We start from the raw sequence: 301 nt of genomic DNA on the forward strand, positions 1-301 counted from the left end.
TCTTGTAACAGCGCGGCGGTCACGGCGAGATTTCGGTAGGGATCGAGGGCTTCACAGGGGCTGGAAAAACGTTGTCCCTGGTAACCCAGGTTGGTTTGGCCGAGACCAACATCGACCCGCTTAGCGTCATGCCGGGTGAGCGCTTGAAGCAAGGCGTGACAGGCGGCCTGGCGAGTGGAGAAGCGGTAGGGTGTTCCGGCGATATTCAGCGTCCAAGGCCACGGCAGCAGTCGACCACGGATGCGGATACCACTCTCCTGCAGGGCAATCGCGAACAGCACCGTAGAAGGGATGTCGGCGT

The 301-nt window shown here is 61.1% G+C and carries 1 protein-coding gene; it reads right to left on the reverse strand.

Features of this window, described 5'->3' with window-relative positions:
- Nucleotides 1-281 (reverse strand): lysozyme family protein (locus tag KMS84_RS44390; protein WP_256921535.1); only part of this gene is annotated, 281 nt, incomplete at its 3' end.
- Nucleotides 282-301 lie beyond the last annotated feature (20 nt).

The organism is Streptomyces hilarionis (genome assembly GCF_024539675.1).
Taxonomy (GTDB): Bacteria; Actinomycetota; Actinomycetes; order Streptomycetales; family Streptomycetaceae; genus Streptomyces; species Streptomyces hilarionis.